Source organism: Bacillus sp. G1(2015b) (assembly GCF_001482475.1).
GTDB lineage: Bacteria > Bacillota > Bacilli > Bacillales > Bacillaceae > Bacillus > Bacillus safensis.
This window is the reverse complement of the sequence record NZ_LKIC01000029.1, coordinates 33420-49713: the sequence shown is the minus strand read 5'-3', so window position 1 is coordinate 49713 and position 16294 is coordinate 33420. Positions and strand designations below refer to the sequence as shown.

24 protein-coding genes are annotated in these 16294 nt (G+C 40.3%); 7 read left to right on the top strand and 17 right to left on the bottom strand.

The features are described from left to right. Positions 1-83 precede the first annotated feature (83 nt). From bshB2 to rarD, 4 genes are all read right to left on the bottom strand, one after another. Positions 84-749 (bottom strand): bacillithiol biosynthesis deacetylase BshB2, encoded by a 666-nt coding sequence (gene bshB2, locus AMR95_RS16765; protein WP_039179311.1) that lies wholly within the window; start codon positions 747-749, stop codon positions 84-86. A gap of 18 nt (positions 750-767) precedes the next feature. Further along, positions 768-1118 carry a YojF family protein gene (locus tag AMR95_RS16760; RefSeq protein ID WP_008359999.1) on the bottom strand — a complete coding sequence of 117 codons (351 nt, stop codon included), beginning with the start codon at positions 1116-1118 and terminating at the stop codon, positions 768-770. After that, positions 1115-1396, bottom strand: coding sequence for a hypothetical protein (locus AMR95_RS16755; protein ID WP_024428326.1), 282 nt, complete (start codon positions 1394-1396; stop codon positions 1115-1117). Before AMR95_RS16755 ends, AMR95_RS16760 begins: the two co-directional genes overlap by 4 nt. A gap of 78 nt (positions 1397-1474) precedes the next feature. Continuing rightward, the gene (gene rarD, locus AMR95_RS16750; protein ID WP_039179314.1) at positions 1475-2386 is read right to left on the bottom strand and encodes an EamA family transporter RarD; all 912 of its coding nucleotides are present in this window, start codon (positions 2384-2386) and stop codon (positions 1475-1477) included. An 86-nt stretch (positions 2387-2472) separates the two neighbouring features. Here rarD and AMR95_RS16745 point away from each other — a divergent pair, with 86 nt between their 5' ends. After that, positions 2473-2946, top strand: a complete 474-nt coding sequence (locus tag AMR95_RS16745; protein ID WP_058838911.1) for a hypothetical protein — start codon at positions 2473-2475, stop codon at positions 2944-2946. 40 nt (positions 2947-2986) lie between these two features. Here AMR95_RS16745 and AMR95_RS16740 read toward each other — a convergent pair whose 3' ends face one another. Next, a complete protein-coding gene (locus tag AMR95_RS16740) occupies positions 2987-3205 on the bottom strand; it encodes a hypothetical protein (RefSeq protein ID WP_024422697.1) in 219 nt (72 codons plus the stop codon). Positions 3206-3280: 75 nt separating this feature from the next. Then, complete coding sequence (locus tag AMR95_RS16735) at positions 3281-3613, bottom strand: winged helix-turn-helix transcriptional regulator (RefSeq protein WP_024428324.1); 333 nt, start codon at positions 3611-3613, stop codon at positions 3281-3283. Positions 3614-3751: 138 nt separating this feature from the next. Between AMR95_RS16735 and AMR95_RS16730 the strand changes: the two genes are divergently transcribed. From AMR95_RS16730 to AMR95_RS16720, 3 genes are all read left to right on the top strand, one after another. After that, a complete protein-coding gene (locus tag AMR95_RS16730; RefSeq protein ID WP_058838910.1) occupies positions 3752-4369 on the top strand; it encodes a nitroreductase family protein in 618 nt (205 codons plus the stop codon). A 237-nt stretch (positions 4370-4606) separates the two neighbouring features. Further along, positions 4607-4810, top strand: a complete 204-nt coding sequence (locus AMR95_RS16725) for a DUF3311 domain-containing protein (protein WP_024422700.1) — start codon at positions 4607-4609, stop codon at positions 4808-4810. Further along, complete coding sequence (locus AMR95_RS16720) at positions 4810-6297, top strand: sodium:solute symporter family protein (protein ID WP_039179321.1); 1488 nt, start codon at positions 4810-4812, stop codon at positions 6295-6297. The genes AMR95_RS16725 and AMR95_RS16720 overlap by 1 nt, the downstream gene beginning before the upstream one ends. Before the next feature lie 95 nt (positions 6298-6392). Here AMR95_RS16720 and AMR95_RS16715 read toward each other — a convergent pair whose 3' ends face one another. Beyond that, the gene (locus AMR95_RS16715) at positions 6393-7307 is read right to left on the bottom strand and encodes a class I SAM-dependent methyltransferase (protein WP_058838909.1); all 915 of its coding nucleotides are present in this window, start codon (positions 7305-7307) and stop codon (positions 6393-6395) included. Between the two features lie 356 nt (positions 7308-7663). Next, a complete protein-coding gene (locus AMR95_RS16710) occupies positions 7664-9049 on the bottom strand; it encodes a S41 family peptidase (RefSeq protein ID WP_058838908.1) in 1386 nt (461 codons plus the stop codon). Between the two features lie 150 nt (positions 9050-9199). Here AMR95_RS16710 and AMR95_RS16705 point away from each other — a divergent pair, with 150 nt between their 5' ends. Further along, positions 9200-9898 (top strand): class I SAM-dependent methyltransferase, encoded by a 699-nt coding sequence (locus AMR95_RS16705; protein WP_039179329.1) that lies wholly within the window; start codon positions 9200-9202, stop codon positions 9896-9898. Positions 9899-9990: 92 nt separating this feature from the next. Further along, positions 9991-10242 (top strand): hypothetical protein, encoded by a 252-nt coding sequence (locus AMR95_RS16700; RefSeq protein WP_024422704.1) that lies wholly within the window; start codon positions 9991-9993, stop codon positions 10240-10242. A gap of 50 nt (positions 10243-10292) precedes the next feature. Here the strand turns inward: AMR95_RS16700 and AMR95_RS16695 are convergent, their stop codons facing one another. The 5 genes from AMR95_RS16695 to AMR95_RS19010 all read right to left on the bottom strand — a co-directional run bounded on the left by AMR95_RS16695 (position 10293) and on the right by AMR95_RS19010 (position 13201). After that, the gene (locus tag AMR95_RS16695) at positions 10293-11123 is read right to left on the bottom strand and encodes a M15 family metallopeptidase (RefSeq protein ID WP_039179330.1); all 831 of its coding nucleotides are present in this window, start codon (positions 11121-11123) and stop codon (positions 10293-10295) included. 68 nt (positions 11124-11191) lie between these two features. After that, positions 11192-11887 carry a purine-nucleoside phosphorylase gene (deoD, locus tag AMR95_RS16690; RefSeq protein ID WP_012010274.1) on the bottom strand — a complete coding sequence of 232 codons (696 nt, stop codon included), beginning with the start codon at positions 11885-11887 and terminating at the stop codon, positions 11192-11194. A 112-nt stretch (positions 11888-11999) separates the two neighbouring features. Continuing rightward, a complete protein-coding gene (locus AMR95_RS16685) occupies positions 12000-12317 on the bottom strand; it encodes a hypothetical protein (protein WP_039179333.1) in 318 nt (105 codons plus the stop codon). A 54-nt stretch (positions 12318-12371) separates the two neighbouring features. Then, positions 12372-12980: a phosphatase PAP2 family protein gene (locus tag AMR95_RS16680; RefSeq protein WP_058838907.1), complete on the bottom strand. Its 609-nt coding sequence runs from the start codon at positions 12978-12980 to the stop codon at positions 12372-12374. A gap of 50 nt (positions 12981-13030) precedes the next feature. Further along, positions 13031-13201 carry a YozD family protein gene (locus AMR95_RS19010; RefSeq protein ID WP_064497481.1) on the bottom strand — a complete coding sequence of 57 codons (171 nt, stop codon included), beginning with the start codon at positions 13199-13201 and terminating at the stop codon, positions 13031-13033. Between the two features lie 119 nt (positions 13202-13320). Here AMR95_RS19010 and AMR95_RS19540 point away from each other — a divergent pair, with 119 nt between their 5' ends. Beyond that, positions 13321-13455, top strand: coding sequence for a hypothetical protein (locus tag AMR95_RS19540; protein ID WP_255290989.1), 135 nt, complete (start codon positions 13321-13323; stop codon positions 13453-13455). On the opposite strand, the gene AMR95_RS16675 is transcribed toward AMR95_RS19540, so the two are convergent. The 4 genes from AMR95_RS16675 to ablA all read right to left on the bottom strand — a co-directional run bounded on the left by AMR95_RS16675 (position 13452) and on the right by ablA (position 16265). Beyond that, positions 13452-14132 (bottom strand): hypothetical protein, encoded by a 681-nt coding sequence (locus AMR95_RS16675; RefSeq protein WP_039179337.1) that lies wholly within the window; start codon positions 14130-14132, stop codon positions 13452-13454. The genes AMR95_RS19540 and AMR95_RS16675 overlap by 4 nt on opposite strands. Before the next feature lie 144 nt (positions 14133-14276). Next, on the bottom strand, positions 14277-14501 hold the full coding sequence (locus AMR95_RS16670; RefSeq protein WP_024422709.1) for a YozE family protein: 225 nt from the start codon (positions 14499-14501) through the stop codon (positions 14277-14279). A 79-nt stretch (positions 14502-14580) separates the two neighbouring features. Further along, the gene (locus AMR95_RS16665; protein ID WP_012010281.1) at positions 14581-14862 is read right to left on the bottom strand and encodes a YokU family protein; all 282 of its coding nucleotides are present in this window, start codon (positions 14860-14862) and stop codon (positions 14581-14583) included. 2 nt (positions 14863-14864) lie between these two features. Next, entirely contained in the window at positions 14865-16265 is a 1401-nt protein-coding gene (ablA, locus tag AMR95_RS16660; protein ID WP_047203279.1) for a lysine 2,3-aminomutase, read from the bottom strand. Between the last annotated feature and the right edge of the window lie 29 nt (positions 16266-16294).

The following is a 16294-nucleotide window of genomic DNA, read 5'->3' as shown; positions in this document are numbered from 1 at the left end:
ATAAAGAATTTGTTTCAATGATAGCTGTTTAGATCAAAAAAGAGAAAGAGGCTGTCAAAACATATCGACAGCCTCTTTCTTATTTAATCATTCCATTGGTACGTCCAGAAAATTTCTTCATCAAACCATTTTTGGACGACTGGTTCTTTGTTTTTCAGTTTTTGTTCAAGTTCTCTCAGCATGCCTTCTGTTTGCGTTCTATGCGCTCTTAGTGCATTTAATTTGATATCTGCAACATCTGTAATATCAATGACAATATCCGCATTTCCAAGCACTTCTTCTCTATTTTTCGTAATGGCCATGCAGTATGTGACAGGGCGGTCTTCTTTTTTCTTGCGGTATAGAGCGCGAATGACAGCTTCGCCTGTCGCATCATGATCAGGGTGTACACCGTGTCCTGGATAAAATGTCACAATGAGTGTCGGTTTGACTTCATCAATGATGGATTCCATCACATCTGCCAAATACTCGTCGTCTTCAAATTCCAATGTTTTATCACGCAAGCCAAGCATACGTAAGTCTGTGATATCCATTTCTTTGCAGGCATTGATTAATTCCTGTTTTCTTAATTCCGGAAGTGTTTCACGGTTAGCATATGTTGGGCTTCCCATATTTCTGCCCATTTCCCCAAGTGTCCCGCATGCATATGTGACGGGAATTCCGCGTTTTCTGCTTTGTGCAATGAGACCTGCAACCCCAAAGGATTCATCATCGGGGTGAGGCAGCATCACTAGTACATGTTCGTTCATGACTCGTCACCCTTTCTTCTACACCTGAAATGGTGTTTCACTAATTTGTAATGAGATCGCTAGTTTCCCGTCTGGCAAGTGCCCAGCTAAAAGCAGGCGGCCTTGGTCATCAAACACATAATCGGTTAATCCTTCTGCGTAAATCCAGCCATCTTCTGTTTTCATTCCAACACGGTATGGACCTTGTCCTTTTATTTTCGCCTGTGAATAGACGACTTTCGCGTTGCGGATATATGCCACAACCGTCATATTTTGTTCGTTTACATGAGCTGAATAAGAACCAGTTGTCGTTTCAAGATGAACGAAGACTGGACGATTTAAAAACGATTCAAGATGTGCTGTGACATCTTCCGTTTGAATTGGTTTCATGAGTGGTTCCTTCCTTCATTTTGAATTAATTCTCGCAGCTTTTTTGTATGTAAGCTGATCAGCTGCAGCTGATGATCATGCTTAAGCTCACTTTCTAAAATTCTCTCCACAGCAAGCACATACTTTTGGTGTAATGATTTCCTCGCCCTCGGATGAGTTCGTGCATCAAGTAAATCATCACATATGGCCTCGTGTAAAGAAGACATATCATCAACATCAAGCTGACGATTTTTCCATAAAGATTGATAGGCGGCTGCAAGCTCATGAGCTGACGACATATGATCACCTCTACAGTTTTGGTAACAACTTATTATGACATGATCCGCCTGCAAAAAAAAGCAAACTGCTCGTTTGGCTTAATGAGAATTCGCTGTTTTTTTCATGCGTAATTGAGAGGTGGTAAACAGTAAAATCGCCACCCAAATACAAAGAAACGTCACAATTTTAGCTGCGGATAAGTGTTCGTGATAGACAAACAGCCCTAAAAACAGCGTAATTGTCGGTGCAATGTATTGCAAAATGCCCACTTGATAAAGAGGAATTCTTTTTGCGCCTTCTGAGAATAAAAGAAGCGGCACGGCTGTAAAAACACCTGCAAAAAATAAAAGTCCGAGCGACCCGAAGCTGTTAGGATTCATAGTCACAACAGGTTCTTTTAAGAAAAATAATAAGTACACTAGTGCAGCCGGTGCGAGAAGCAGCGTTTCAATCGTCAAACCAATCGCGCTCGTGAAGCTCATCCTTTTTTTAATCAGACCATAAAAACCGAAGCTAAAGGCTAATAAGAAAGCAACGACAGGAAATGACCCGTATTGAACTGTTGAAAGGATCACCCCAAATGCGGCAATGAGGATGGCAATGGTTTGCAATTTATTTAGTCGTTCTTTTAAGAAAATAATCCCTAATAGAACGGATACAAGCGGATTAATATAGTACCCTAAACTTGCTTCTAGCATAAGACCATGATTGACTGCCCAAATATATACATACCAGTTGACCGAAATTAAAATAGCAGATAAAAGTAATGAAAAAAATGCTTTACCATCCAGTATGAGACCCTTTACTGTCTGCATCGCTGGGCGGACTTGTTTTAAATACAAAAGAATACCGCACATAAACACAAATGACCATACAATTCTGTGCGCTAAAATTTCGCCTGACGAAATATGCTCCATCAGCTTCCAATATAACGGGAATAAACCCCAGAGTGTAAAAGATGCTGCCGTGTAGAGAACACCTTTTGAATGCTGTTCGTTCAATGTAACCATCCCTTTCTAAATCTAACGTATATTATAGCACGCACGCTGACGAATGGGCATATACTAATTCAGGGCATTTAGAAAGGATGATTCGCATGTTCGACTGGAACCGATTATTCCCTTTTCAAAAGCAGTTCTCAAAAGAAGCCTTAAAGAATTCAGATCCTAAAGACGTTGAGCAGTATGTCAATCAAGTCATGGAAAGTGTATTCGGCTCCAATTATCCTGCTCAGTTCCCATTTCAGGACCCCCTATCTCAAAATCAAAAAACAAGAGAAACTGACGTTCAAAAAGAAAAAGAGCCAGATGTCGAAGTGTTCGAGACGACTGATCATGTGTTTGTCAAAATTGAACTTGCTCGTCCGAACACAGAAAAAGTCAAAATCAAACATACAGCCAATCTGCTGTTTATTGATCATTTTCCTGAAGAAGGGGCGCAGAAAAAAGTCGTCCTCCCTGCTGCTGTGAAGCGAAAAGGAACGAAGGCGTCGTATCAAGACGGTATATTGGAAATTATGTTTTTAAAGCATGATGATCCAGGAATTTCTGAAATTGATATTCCATTATAAAAAGCCTGCTTTGGAATGGAAGCAGGCTTACTCTTTTTTCTTAATAATATGGTGGATATCCGCCGCCATAAGGTGGTGGAGCAGGCGGTGGTGGCGGGGGGTAATATGGACGGGGATAATTAAAAATCGCACTTCCTAGAAATCCGCCAAGCAGTCCGCCGACCAAAGGAGCGCCAAAACCAAAAAACAAAGGGACTCTGGATTCATATGGCGGAATGCCAGGGGCGCCGCCTCGAAAATACGGAGTATGAGGGTACATGCATTTCTCCTCCTTTGTCATGTGCCTAACATCAGCATATTCATCAAGAGTCAAAATGTTTGGGCAAACCTGAAACTAGGCTTGCTCCTTTTTGCCGTGAGAGTCTGTATACTCCCCTGCCCACCGAGATACCTCATGAAACACATCATGTAGCGCATTCCCTTTTTCAGTTAAGCTGTAAATGACTTTGACAGGCGTCTCGGGCAGGACAGTCCGCTCTATAATTCCTTCTTGCTCGAGCTCTTTTAAACGCTCTGCAAGCATTTTTTGACTGATAGATGGAATCGTGTCTGTGAGGTCTTTAAAACGCTTTGGACCATCAAGCAATACATGTATAATAAGCCCATTCCACCTTTTGCCTAGGAGTAAAAAAGCTTGCTGAATGTGTGGACATAATTGGAATTCCATAAATTTCAGCCTTTCTTTTCATGATTGTTTGACAAACTAACGGTGTACAATTTAAAATATCTCTAGTTACAATAAGTAAGTTTCTCACTTTTTAGTTATTGTACCATACTATTTGCAAAAACGGGAGGAAATATCCATATGGCGACCGATCAAAAAACGATTGACATCTTAAAACAAAGAGCTTCAGTAAAAGAGTATGATACTACTCATGAAATGACAAAAGAAGAGTTAACAGAGCTTCTTGAAATCACAACAAAAGCACCATCTGCTTGGAACCTTCAACATTGGCACTTCACTGTTTTCCATAGTGCTGAAGCAAAAGCGAAGTTACTTCCAATCGCGTACAACCAAAAGCAAATATCACAAGCATCAGCTGTTATTGCAGTTCTAGGTGACCTTGAAGCTAACCAAAATGGCGAAAAAATCTACAGTGAGCTGGCTGAACAAGGCTTTATTACTGAAGACATTAAAGAAACATTGATGACTCAAATCAATGGTGCATACCAAAGTGAGCAATATGCACGAGAAGCAGCGTATTCAAATGCTTCATTAGCTGCTATGCAATTAATGATTGCGGCGAAAGCAATGGGCTATGATACGTGTGCAATGGGTGGCTTCAGTAAAGAAGCATACATCAAGGAATTCAATGTAAGCGGCCGCTACGACCCAGTGATGCTGATTTCTGTTGGTAAAGCAGCAAAAGAAGCTCATAAAAGCAATCGTTTCGACATCGAAGAAGTATCTGATTTCCTTTAAAAATTGGCAAGGTCTCAGCTTTTATGCTGGGGCTTTTTTATTTGTTTTAAATATTATTTCTACATACTTTCTTTCACCTTCTCCCTCTTTACATCTTCACTCTTTCTCCTTTTTAAGAATGAAAGCGTTATATTAGTATGATATTCACCAAAATGATTGTTTTTTCTGAAAATGGTCTTGTGATCTAATCTGACAACTGCTATTATTATGAAATTACAAAATATTCAGGAGGAAATCATGAACAAAAAATTGATGCTGGCACTACTTATCGCGATTCCATTCATTGGACAGCTCGCATTACTGCCATTTGCGAATCGCATTCATCCATTTGTCATCGGCCTGCCCTTTTTCCACTTCTGGCTCTTACTATGGATTGTACTCACACCAATTTGCACATTTATCATTTATAAGATGCAACATTCAAATGGAGGAACTGACTAATGCAAGGAAATTTAACAGCTTTATTGATTACTGCAAGTATTATTTTCATCGTCGTGGTCATCGGTTTTGCCGCTGGTCGTGACAAATCATCAAGACAGTCAGTAGAAGAATGGTCTGTCGGCGGGAGAAAATTTGGCGGACTGCTTGTCTGGTTCCTCGTTGGCGCAGACTTATATACAGCTTATACCTTTTTAGGGCTTACAAGTACAGCTTATACAGCTGGAAGCGTCGCTTTTTTCGCTATTCCGTATTCAGTCCTAGCTTATTTTATTGCTTATTTCTTTTTACCGAAACTATGGACGGTAGCGAAAAGTCACAACCTTACAACACTTGCCGATTATGCACGTGAGCGGTTTGACAGCAAGCTGTTATCTAGTTTGATTGCGATTGTTGGGGTACTTATGCTGATTCCTTATATTTGTCTTCAGCTGAGCGGGATTCAAGATACGTTAACTGTCGCTGGAACGAATTATATTAATGTCAATGCAGTTGTTATCATTTCATTTATTTTAGTCGCACTTTATACATTTTTCAGTGGTATTAAAGGTCCTACATATACAGCCATTATTAAGGATATTCTCGTTTGGGTGATCATGCTGTTTATGGTGGTTTCACTGCCAATTATTCATTTTAACGGCTGGACACCGATGATGAACACGTTAGCCAAAGAAGCGCCTCAGCTTCTCACGATCCCTGAAGGCGGCCCTAAGGGGATTTTATGGTTCATTACTGCTTCAGGCGTTTCTGCCCTTGCTTTGTTTATGTGGGCACACGCGGCAACTGGGGTTTTTACAGCCAAAAGCGCAGATGCCATCCGTAAAAACAGCATGTTTTTGCCTCTTTATAATATTGTATTGATTTTGGTCATCTTCCTTGGATTTATTGCCTTTTTAGTCTTACCAGAAGATACAAATCCAAGATTTGCTCTTCTTCATTTAATTCAAACATCATATGGCGGCGTGATGCAGGGGCTTGCTTATTCAACGATTGCCCTGGCTTCCCTGATTCCATGCTCCATCATGGCCATTGGCGCATCGAATTTATTTGCCAATAATTTATACCGTGACTTAATTCATCCGAATGTGTCACCTAAAAGATTGACCATCATTACACGTTCGATGGTGTTTATCGTCATCGGGCTCGCTCTTTTATTCGGAATGCTGTTCCCAACTGCACTTGTCACACTTCAGCTCATTGGTGTTTCAGGAATGGTCCAAATCTTCCCAGCTATTGCCATCAGCTTATTCTGGAAAAAACAATCGAGAGAAGCAACGATTGCTGGGTTAGTCATTGGAATCATCGTCACTTTTACAGCGAATATCTCACAAGTCACGTTCGGTCTTTATGAAGGTTTTCTTGGTTTACTAGCAAACGTCGTAGTCATCTTGATTTTAAATCCATTCTTCCAAAAGAAGGTCACATCCAATTCTGTCATGAATGAACTATTTGAAAAGGATGATGAAAAAACAGAAGCGATTACAAGATAAGAAAAAGCAGTCCCCTGATGAGGACTGCTTTCATCTTGTAGACAAAGTCTACAAGATTTTTTGTATAACACAATTCCAATGTACATGCTGGAGTTTTATTTTTTTACGGCATGAATGTAATGAATGGTCTCAAAAGCTGATAGGTAATCTTCTCTATTGTTAAAATACAGTTTATTAATTTTTTCAGGTGATAAATGTTCATAAATGAGTAAATCTGATTTCTCTAACACCTTTTCGATTTCAAAGTACGAAAAACATGATTTCATCGGTTCTCCGCCTATTGAAGCCATTTTCACCATATTTTCAACTCTATTAGAGGTTCCTTTTTCTTCGAATAGTTTTTCATCTGCATAATCAAAAACGATTGAACTCCCTGATGGAACCTTGGTGAATAAATAATCTATTAAGCTTGAAACTTCCTCTTTCGTTAAATAGTAAGAAACACCCAGAAGACTAAAGAACGTCTTTTTGTTATCAAATCCTTGACATATTAGGTTTTGATAGGACAAATTTTTGGTGAAGTCCATAGAAACAAAATGAAGATTACTTGGGATTTTTAAGTTAGCCTCGTCCAATCTTCGCTTTTTAAATTCCTGTGTAGTTGGATGATCAATTTCAAATATTTCTAAGCTGTTTTCCAATTCTGAATGTCGGAAGCTAAAAGTATCTAATCCAGCGCCAAGTATGACATATTGTCTTAATCCTAACGCTATCTCATGAAGCAATACTTTTTCGCAATACGCAGCACGTGATAAGGTTATTGGAGACAGCTGGACTTGTGTAATCCATTTTAATATTTCTTCTGTATTTCCTTTGAATTTTTGTGCGATATCTTTGTTGAAGAAATGTATGCCTTGAACCATATTTTCTTTGATGTCATTGAATTCTTTTTCAGAAATTAATTCTTTAGCTATATAATCATTAAAGATTTTAGGCGTATCAAATTGACTATGATAGGATCTAGCAAAAGCTGATATTAACGAAGTGACACTGGACTCATCTTTCTTCATACAAACACACTCCTTTATTTTAGAACAAAAAAATAGGATTCTCCTGGCCAGGAGAATCCTATTATATATCCTAAAAATAAGAAAGTAAATTATAGCATAATCACATTTTTTTGTCAAGTTTAAAACAGTCTTTTTCCATACAAATAGTAACACCTAACAGCGTTACATGGATCAAAAAAGAAAGTATACTTACTTTCATTGCCATGAATTTTAAAAGGAAGCAAACTAGACATGGAAAGACCCGTGTTCAGCTTAAAACTCTATATGTTTTTATCAAAAAACCCCACTTCACTTAAAATAAAGGTGGGGTTTTTCTACAATCTTAAAGCAGTCCCCTGATGAGGACTGCTTTTTCTTTATTTCATTTCTTTTTTCAAGACTTCAATGGCTTTTTTCATTTGTGTATCGTTGTTCTTTAACTTATCTTGGATCTTTGTCATCAGAACGGTCGTTGTATCTCCTGTCAGAATACCGTCTGCCTTTAAATCGTTGTCTGTTTGGAAGCTTTTGACGATAGTCTGGAATGCTTGATCGTACTCACCGTTTGCTTTTGCTTTGTAGCCGAGCGCTTGGAACATTTTTTGAGCCGCTTTGACTTCATCTCCATTGTCATTTAGCTCATACGATTTTTTCGGGCTTAAGTACGGCAGCTTTGCATAACTTGGAAGAGCTGCTTTGACCTGTGGTTCAATTCCTTTTTTGTGAATCCAAGAACCGTCTGGAGTCAGCCATTTTGCAATGGTTAACTTGACACTAGAACCGTCATTATAGTTTTGCGCATTTTGAACAGTTCCTTTGCCGAACGTCTTTTCACCCACAATTTGAATGCCTGAAGATTGGTGCAGAGCCGCCGCCATGATTTCAGCAGCGCTGGCTGAGCCGCCATTTACAAGAACAACTGCCGGCTGATGGACTTTGCGTTCTTTTTCAGCCTTGTACACTTGTTTCTTCCCTTTTTCTTCAACCTGCATAATGACTTTCCCTTTATCGATAAAGTCATTGCTCATTTCAATGGCTTCTGTCATAATGCCGCCTGGATTATCTCTTAGGTCAATGACAAAACCTTTCGCCCCTTTTTTCTCGAGGTCATCAATTGCTTTATCCAGCTCTTTCGATGTAGTTTCAGCAAAGGACGTAATTTGGATTTCTCCTATTTTGTCTTTTGTGAGTTTGGCATACACCGTTTCAAGTGGAATCGTGTCTCTTGTGATGGTCACATCTACATTGCCCACTCCTTGACGGTTGAGATGCAGCTGGACATCCGTTCCTTTTTTTCCTCTGATGAGAGAGACTGCTTTATTGACCGACATGCCTTTGGTGCTTTTTCCATCCACTTTTAAAATATGATCATGAGGTTTCAAACCAGCTTTTTCAGCAGGAGAGCCTTTAATCGGTGCGACAATTAAAATTTGTCCATCCTTCTCTTCTACTTGTGCACCAATTCCTTCAAATGATGAAGAAATGGTGTTGTTAAATCCTTCGGCTTCCTCCTGATCCATATATGTAGAGTATGGATCATCAAGTGATGCAATCATTCCTTGGATCGCACCATCTACTAGTTTTTGATCATCCGTTTTTTCGTAATACTCATCCTTTACCTTCGTATACGCAGCCATGAGTTTACTAAACTTCTCGTCTCCAGAGACGCTGACAGCACCTTGTTTTGTGATCACAAATGTAATCGCAGAGGACAGTGCAGCAGTCACCAGAATGGCTACCACGAACTTCATTTGTTTTTTCAAAAAAACACCACCTTTATCTCCTTTCATTATTATCAAGGACGATGCTTCATCCGTCAACCAAAGGATCAACTTCTACTTGAAAAGATAAGCCATTTGCTCCTTTATTGCATAATCTTTAGAGAGGAACAGGATAAGGAAAGAAGGGATGATATGAGTGATTATGTAGAAATGCTTGCCTATTTTGGCGTATCAGGTGCCCATCCTGGCGGAATTGAGTTAACAAAAACGATGATTGAGCATATAAAACTGCCGCCTCATGCACGTATACTGGATGCCGGATGCGGTACAGGACAGACGGCCGCCTACTTAGGAAATATAGGTTATCAGGTGGAGGCCATTGATACGCATCCATTGATGATTGAAAAGGCGAACCTGCGATTCAAGCGGGAAGAACTGCCAACCCGCGCCTTAGAGGCATCCATTGAGCAGCTACCTTTTCCAGATCAAGCGTTCTCTCTACTCATCAGTGAATCTGTTTTAAGCTTTACCAAGCTGCCTGTCGCACTTGCTGAGATCAAACGGGTCCTTGCTCCTGGCAGTCAATTGATTGCAAATGAAGCTGTGTTAAAAGCCCCTCTTACACGTGAAGAGATGGCCGTTGTTCGAGATTTTTACGGCTTTCACTCGCTATTGTCGCTTGAAGAATGGAAGGAGCAGTTAACAGCAGCAGGCTTCCGTGACATTCAGATTCTCTCATTCGATGAACATATGGTGCAGGAGGAACCAACAGAAATGGAATTATCTGAACACATACCGCCTTCTCTTTACGAGACGCTGCAAACACACTACGATCTCATTCAAGCACACCGCAAGCAGCTAAGTCACATTCTATTTGAATGCACTGTATAAAATGAGCGAATCCCCTATATGTTTTGTCCAAACTCTATGAGGTCTCTCGCATAGGATAAGAGTGAAAAGAGTTTGTCATAAGGAGGAAAAACATGGAGCGCTACTACAAGCTTTGTCAGCAGCACATGGGGAAAGTCGCTAGAATCACTGATCGTAATGGCAGAGTACATGTCGGACGCATTGAGCGTGTGACAAACCGCAAAGTTTATATTCGTCCAGTCGGCGGGTCTCGCGGGGGCTTTGGCTTTGGCTATTGGGGCGGATATTATGGCTGGGGTGCAGCGTATGGCATCGGACTCGGGTTCATTACCGGCTTCGCACTAGCAGGATTGTTCTTTTTTTAAAAGAAGAATAAGAGAAGGCCTCCCGAATAACTGGGAGGCCTTTTACTTGTTTAGATTTTCTTTACTTTGTTCATGTATTCTTCAAATGTTAAATCGTGATCATGCATCGCTTTAGCAGCTTCTTTTCCCACATAGCGCAAATGCCACGGCTCATATTCATATTTCGTAATGTCTTCTTTTCCTTTTGGATAACGGATGATAAAGCCATATTTATAGGCGTTTTTAGCCACCCATTTGCCATCTGGTGTTTCACCAAATTTTTCAGAGATCTCAAAGCCGGCACTTTTTGAGGAAATGTCCATGGCAAGACCTGTTTGATGTTCACTTTCGCCTGGTAAAGCGACTGCTTCTTGTGCTTTTTCTTTGCCTTTTAATTTGACCTCACTATCAAAAATGACTTTTTGACGGTCATAGGAGCGATAGCCAGATACTGCAGCAAGCTCGAAGTTTTCCTTTTTTGCACCTTTGAATAACTTCTCAAGCGCTTCCGCTGCTTCTTTGCGGATATACCGCTTTTCAATATCTTCCGAAAAAGAGAATTCTACTTTTGGCACAACGAGATCAGAAGGTTTATAGGTTCCTGGTAATGCATATTCTTTGTTAACAAGTGCTAGCACATTTTCAGGATTTTGAATGGTTTTCAGACCGCTCACAACCTTGATGTCATTGAAATATTCACTCTTTAACGTCAGCTCTTGATTCGATGAATCTGCCGTATCGTTTGAGTTGTGCTGGGGAGATGAACTTGCTGCGTTTTTTTGTTCGTTTGTTTTGTTTGATTCAGATGTACCGCTTTTTTGATCCAGCAACTGGCAGCCTGATAGTGCGGCTGTCAAACCAAGAATCGATGCGATTGAGAGTATTTTGTAGCTTTTCTTCATGACATACCTTCCTTTTGCTCTTCTAAAAAAATAAAGATGCGCTACGTAGTAGCACACCCTTTATACTATTATAAAACGGAGTCTAGCGCAATTAAGATCATTTCATCAAACGTTGTTTGACGCTCTTCAGCCGTTGTTTCTTCTCCTGTTAGAACATGATCACTCACTGTCAAAATGGATAACGCTTTTCGATCAAATTTTGCTGCAAGAGAATAAAGAGCGGTTGTCTCCATTTCGATCGCTAGGATACCATATTGAGCCATGAGCTCAAGTGGTTTTTCATTGTAAAATTGGTCTGCTGTAAATACATTTCCGACACGTACAGCGACATTTTTTGCTTCCGCTGTGTCATATGCTTTCTTAAGCAGGCCAAAATCGGCGCATGGCGCATAATCAATCGGCCCAAATGCCACACGGTTCATTTGTGAATCTGTTGATGATGTCTGCGCTAAAATGACGTCACGTACATTGACATCCCTTTTGATAGCTCCGCAAGATCCAACGCGGATTAAGTTTTGAACATCATAGCTTTGAATGAGTTCATTCACATAAATCGAAATAGATGGTACGCCCATCCCAGTGCCCTGTACAGAAACACGTTTTCCTTTATAGGTTCCAGTATAGCCATACATTCCGCGCACTTCGTTATAGCACTCAACATCTTCTAAATATGTATCTGCAATATATTTCGCACGAAGCGGATCGCCTGGTAGCAATACCGTTTCTGCAATTTGTCCTTTTTCTGCTCCAATATGTACACTCATTTTTTAGCCTCCACTTACGTTTACTATGTATTTTATCCTATTTATTATAAACGATAGAGCTTAAAAAAGAAAATACCAGCTGGATCTCAAGCTGGCATCATTCATCATCTATTTAGCCTATCGTCATTAGTCGTTCACTGCGTTTCCATCCTGCCGGAGAGAGCTGATAATAGCACTTCCCCTTTTTCCTATCATCAATCACAACAATATCGCCAGTTGTGATAAACCGCGCATTGTAATCATTAGGGACTGTATCATGTACATTAAATGTCGAGAATGCTTTTTCCAGTACATCAAGGTGTGTTCTGCCGCCAATCTTTGTCCGGTACACAGGCTGATGCCCACTTGCAGCGCCATATTCAGGTGTTTGATAAATGGTTAAGTGAAATGCTGAAGGTTTCTTTTGAAAAAATCTCAACGTCAATTGCATTCAAATCCCTCCCCTTTTATATAAAATTGGCTGGGATCTGTCAATTTCCTTCTTCTATTTTTGTCGAATGACAGGCAATCTTTCGTCAATCTTTTTACAAATGAGAAATAAAGCGAGTCCTATCGCAAAGCCTCCAGCGACATCTGTCAAATAATGCACGCCAATATACATCCGGCTGATGCCGATGACTAGGACGCCCAGTCCTGTGATCAAATAGACGATTTTCTGTCGTTCTTTCAGCCATGGAATCATCTCAACTAATAGATAAGCCATAAAAGGATAGATGGTGGCTGCATTCATCGAATGTCCACTCGGAAAGCTGTAATACGTTTCACCTACAAGGTGATCAAAGGCCGGACGCTCTCTAGCAAACAGCCCCTTTAATTCATGATTGATTGTTTTTTCTGTGAGATATAATAGAAAAAGCATCATGATAGAGTAGTAGCGCTTATACATAAACAATACCACACTAAAAATGAGCATGATTGGAACGAGCAGCGCGCTGATGCCAAGGTCCGTCAAAGCCAGCATGACATCATTTAAAAAAGGGAGTCTGATGCTTTCAAACCATAAGATGATCTGGTTGTCCAAATCTTGAAAAGCCCCAGATACCATGAGCGCAGCAATGGCGCCAAATAAAATGAAAAGAAATAGGATGTACACGCGAAGGATTCCCCTCCCTCTCTCTTCAGAATCTCTTCAAAGTATAGTGCCTACCACGCCTCTTCTTCAACTATCATTGCTTTTTTCAGCATATATTCAAATGTAATGTCAGCCAGCTCAAATGTTTCAAGCTCAGCAGGTATGTACCCTCTTTTGATCAGCTCCATGTAGAAGAACTCCGCAATTTCCTCTGTATCAATCACCAAATCTGCTTCTTTCATTACATTCCGCCTCCTTTTTTATGATGTATGAACGCCGGCTGTTTTTTATTACAGTTTGTCATAATGGCTCATTCCATACATATAAATGCAGTAAACAAAAAGAAAAGGGGCTTGAAAGAATGAAATGGTTAAGCATATTAGATGGAGAAACATTTGATCAGGTGATGGGCCGTATCTTGAGGGGATGGTTTTATGTGATTGCATTTTTCTGTGTGCCTTATTTTTTATTCGTGTTAGGACAAGTCTTTCTTTAACCAAAATGTTCGTGTAAACTTTCCAAAATAAAATCCATCATATCCTTATATTCTGGATCTTTGAAAAATTCGTAGAGAATTTTATAATCGTTATAAATATCAAGAAGCTCATCCACTATAGATACAGCGAGAAATTCAAGTGAAGCTTCGCTTTCTTGTTTCTCTTCTAGCTGCAATAGAGCCGTTTGAACCATATCTTCTTCTAACTCTTTTGAGGTTTCTCCGACGTAATGCACAAAAAGAAGCTGATGAACAAACTGATCCATCTCATATTTCCTTAGGACAAGCGTTAAATCCTCCTCTTCTGTTTCCAGCCACTCTCCGTCTTTCAGCCTCGTAAGTTCGTAAATGACATCCTCCCAGCCATCTTCAAGGTAGCGCCAAATTTCGGTCCGATGACCGATGATTTTAAATAGCTCTTTTCCGTAATCTTTTACATATACAACATCGCCAATGAGGAACTCATATTCAATGTCCAGCTTTTCTGTATCGACAATCACCCCGCTATACTCATCGTAAAGCTGAAGTGATGTTTCAAAATAAAGCACCTCATTATGATTGACCTCATATAAATAGTGCTGGTCAATTTGATGGACTTTTGTAATCGTTCCGACTGTGCCGTACATGACAACGACGACAATATCCCCTACTTGATATTTTGGTGCTTTCGCCTTCATTCTGTCTCCCCCTTGCCCGACTTTTGGTCTTAACGTATCGTATGCCGGCGCAAGGAATTCTGCATGGGCAACCACACCATGCAAAACGCCATTTTATTTCTTATAAAAAAACCGCTTCTCCCATATGGAACAAGCGGTTGTGTGTTATTTTTTTTTGACTTCTACTTCGTATTGCTCAAACGCTTCGTCAAATGTTGTCATTGAGCTTAAATAATCACCATTTAATTCTAAATAAGCACACAGCTCATGATAATCTGTGGAAGCTTTAGGAAAGCTGTGATCCTCATACGCAGCATTTGCAAAATGGCTGATTTCATCTTTCGGTTTTGGATGTCTGAACTTCATTAAATAATGGTAAAACGACTTCACCTGTTTTTCCCTCCGCGACACTCTATTTTGTTGTTATATTATACAGCAATTTGATGACTTGTATAGGCGGAGGTACAACTTATGAAGAAAAGTCAAAGTAATTTCGCTTTAATAACCGCTCCATGCTCATTAATTCTTCATAGGAGATTTTTTCTGGAAGTTTTGTCTGGTCCACTAAAATTAATTGATCTTCAATCTCTTTGACCGTCTCATCCTTTTGATAAGTCATACCGCAGTGCGTGCAGGAGATGGACGGCGTTTCGATGATTTCAATTGATTGTGTGCCCGTGATCAGTTCCCAATAGACTGTTGTCTGCTCCGCATTTGCTTTGTTTTCCTCACACCAATCACATGTCAGCAAGGCTATTTCTCCTCCTTCACGGTTTGTTCTTTTTTGAGCTGCGCTTGATATTTCTTCTCTTTTAATTCATCCCGTTTTTCACGTTTGTTTTTGAGTGTGTCATGCTCAGGATTTGTCTCATATGCTTCTCTACGTTTCATTCGATTTAAATTCTCAGGCGTAAACGATCTTGCTTCATCCTCAAATAGTGCGGTAATACCAATTGCTGGTTCTTGTTTTTCTTCATAAATTTCATTGAAATACGCATCTGCCTGGCCTGCGACGTAATGCTCTGGTTCTGGATAAGAGGTGATGACACCTTCAAAGTTACGAAGGACGACTTTATCAGGGCTTTGCGATAATAAATAATTTGGCTGTAAGGCAATTTTCCCTCCGCCTCCTGGCGCATCTACCACAAAGCTTGGCACTGCATAACCACTTGTATGTCCTCTTAAGCCTTCAATGATTTCAAGCCCTTTTGATACCGGCGTTCTAAAGTGGCCAATGCCCTCAGATAAATCACATTGATAAATATAATATGGTCTGACCCGAATCTTCACAAGGTCGTGCATCAGCTTCTTCATAATCGGCACACTGTCGTTAATACCTGCAAGGATGACGGCTTGATTCCCTACAGGGACACCGGCATTCACAAGACGTTCGCACGCTTCTTTTGCTTCTTTTGTAATTTCAATACTTGTGTTGAAGTGAGTATTCAGCCAAACTGGGTGATATTTTTTCAATATCTCGCACAGTTCATCTGTTATACGCTGCGGAAAGACAACCGGCGCGCGGGTTCCAATCCGAATGATCTCAACGTGCGGAATGTCACGTAAGTTTTTCAAAATGTATTCAAGCACTTGATCATTGATTAACAGCCCATCTCCGCCAGAAATTAACACGTCCCGCACCTCAGGTGTTTCTCTAATATATCCAATGGCAGCATCTAACTGCTTTTTCGGCACACCCATACCAATCTGACCGGAAAAACGTCTTCTCGTACAATAGCGGCAGTACATCGAGCACTGATTTGTCACAAGAAACAGCACGCGATCTGGATACCTGTGTGTGAGCCCCGGGACAGGTGAGTCCTCATCTTCATGCAGCGGGTCTTCCAGATCATATTTTGTTTTATGAAGCTCTTCTGCAATTGGCACAGATTGCATACGTATTGGACATCTTGGATCGTCTGGATTCATCAGTGAGGCATAGTAGGGTGTAATGTTGAGTGGAATGGTTTTGGTGGAAATCTTCACCCCTTCTCGTTCCTCTTCTGTTAAGTTTACGATTTTTTCTAAATCCTCAAGCGTTTTCACGGTATGCGTCAGCTGCCAAATCCAGTCGTTCCACTTTTCCTCAGGTACATCCTTCCAAAGCTCAATGTCCTTCCAGTGACGCGCCGGTTCATACAATTTCTGATTCATATCCATTCCCCCTATCAGCATTCACTTTA

Excerpts from the sequence above, each read along its gene's own strand:
- bshB2 (WP_039179311.1), bottom strand. The coding sequence starts at position 749 with ATGAACGAACATGTACTAGTGATGCTGCCTCACCCCGATGATGAATCC.
- AMR95_RS16760 (WP_008359999.1), bottom strand. The coding sequence starts at position 1,118 with ATGAAACCAATTCAAACGGAAGATGTCACAGCACATCTTGAATCGTTT.
- AMR95_RS16755 (WP_024428326.1), bottom strand. The coding sequence starts at position 1,396 with ATGTCGTCAGCTCATGAGCTTGCAGCCGCCTATCAATCTTTATGGAAA.
- rarD (WP_039179314.1), bottom strand. The coding sequence starts at position 2,386 with ATGGTTACATTGAACGAACAGCATTCAAAAGGTGTTCTCTACACGGCA.
- AMR95_RS16745 (WP_058838911.1), top strand. The coding sequence starts at position 2,473 with ATGTTCGACTGGAACCGATTATTCCCTTTTCAAAAGCAGTTCTCAAAA.
- AMR95_RS16740 (WP_024422697.1), bottom strand. The coding sequence starts at position 3,205 with ATGTACCCTCATACTCCGTATTTTCGAGGCGGCGCCCCTGGCATTCCG.
- AMR95_RS16735 (WP_024428324.1), bottom strand. The coding sequence starts at position 3,613 with ATGGAATTCCAATTATGTCCACACATTCAGCAAGCTTTTTTACTCCTA.
- AMR95_RS16730 (WP_058838910.1), top strand. The coding sequence starts at position 3,752 with ATGGCGACCGATCAAAAAACGATTGACATCTTAAAACAAAGAGCTTCA.
- AMR95_RS16725 (WP_024422700.1), top strand. The coding sequence starts at position 4,607 with ATGAACAAAAAATTGATGCTGGCACTACTTATCGCGATTCCATTCATT.
- AMR95_RS16720 (WP_039179321.1), top strand. The coding sequence starts at position 4,810 with ATGCAAGGAAATTTAACAGCTTTATTGATTACTGCAAGTATTATTTTC.
- AMR95_RS16715 (WP_058838909.1), bottom strand. The coding sequence starts at position 7,307 with ATGAAGAAAGATGAGTCCAGTGTCACTTCGTTAATATCAGCTTTTGCT.
- AMR95_RS16705 (WP_039179329.1), top strand. The coding sequence starts at position 9,200 with ATGAGTGATTATGTAGAAATGCTTGCCTATTTTGGCGTATCAGGTGCC.
- AMR95_RS16700 (WP_024422704.1), top strand. The coding sequence starts at position 9,991 with ATGGAGCGCTACTACAAGCTTTGTCAGCAGCACATGGGGAAAGTCGCT.
- AMR95_RS16695 (WP_039179330.1), bottom strand. The coding sequence starts at position 11,123 with ATGAAGAAAAGCTACAAAATACTCTCAATCGCATCGATTCTTGGTTTG.
- deoD (WP_012010274.1), bottom strand. The coding sequence starts at position 11,887 with ATGAGTGTACATATTGGAGCAGAAAAAGGACAAATTGCAGAAACGGTA.
- AMR95_RS16685 (WP_039179333.1), bottom strand. The coding sequence starts at position 12,317 with ATGCAATTGACGTTGAGATTTTTTCAAAAGAAACCTTCAGCATTTCAC.
- AMR95_RS19010 (WP_064497481.1), bottom strand. The coding sequence starts at position 13,201 with ATGAAAGAAGCAGATTTGGTGATTGATACAGAGGAAATTGCGGAGTTC.
- AMR95_RS19540 (WP_255290989.1), top strand. The coding sequence starts at position 13,321 with ATGAAATGGTTAAGCATATTAGATGGAGAAACATTTGATCAGGTGATG.
- AMR95_RS16675 (WP_039179337.1), bottom strand. The coding sequence starts at position 14,132 with ATGAAGGCGAAAGCACCAAAATATCAAGTAGGGGATATTGTCGTCGTT.
- ablA (WP_047203279.1), bottom strand. The coding sequence starts at position 16,265 with ATGAATCAGAAATTGTATGAACCGGCGCGTCACTGGAAGGACATTGAG.